The sequence below is a fragment of the Streptomyces sp. SP18CS02 genome (assembly GCF_036322365.1).
Classification (GTDB): Bacteria; Actinomycetota; Actinomycetes; order Streptomycetales; family Streptomycetaceae; genus Streptomyces.
The window spans coordinates 1-300 of record NZ_JAQYXC010000189.1 but is presented as its reverse complement, the minus strand read 5'-3'; the positions used below and the strand labels follow the sequence as shown (position 1 = coordinate 300).

At 70.3% G+C, this 300-nt stretch carries 1 pseudogene; it reads right to left on the bottom strand.

What is annotated here, in order from left to right:
- Positions 1–300, bottom strand: a pseudogene (locus PUR26_RS01985) (beta-galactosidase); the annotation flags it as partial.

The window sequence follows — 300 nt, the reverse complement described above, 5'->3', positions numbered from 1 at the left end:
CGAGGTCGGCCGTGTCCTTGAGGTCCACGGTGCGGGCGTGGGGAGCGGCGTGCAGTTCCAGCACGGTGATCTCGTTGACTCCGGGGCGCAGGACCGGCCCGGGGACGTAGAGCGAGTGCTGGGGGCCCCGGGACCAGTAGGGGCCGAGGTGGATGACGTGGATGCAGGCGGTGCCCTTGGCCCAGCCGTCGAGGTGGAGTAAGGTGTCGGCCGTCTCGGTGAGGGTGAAGGTGCCCCGGTGCAAGGCGGGACCGACAGGTGGGGCGGTGGTCGGAGCGAACGGGTTGTTCTTCAGGTCGG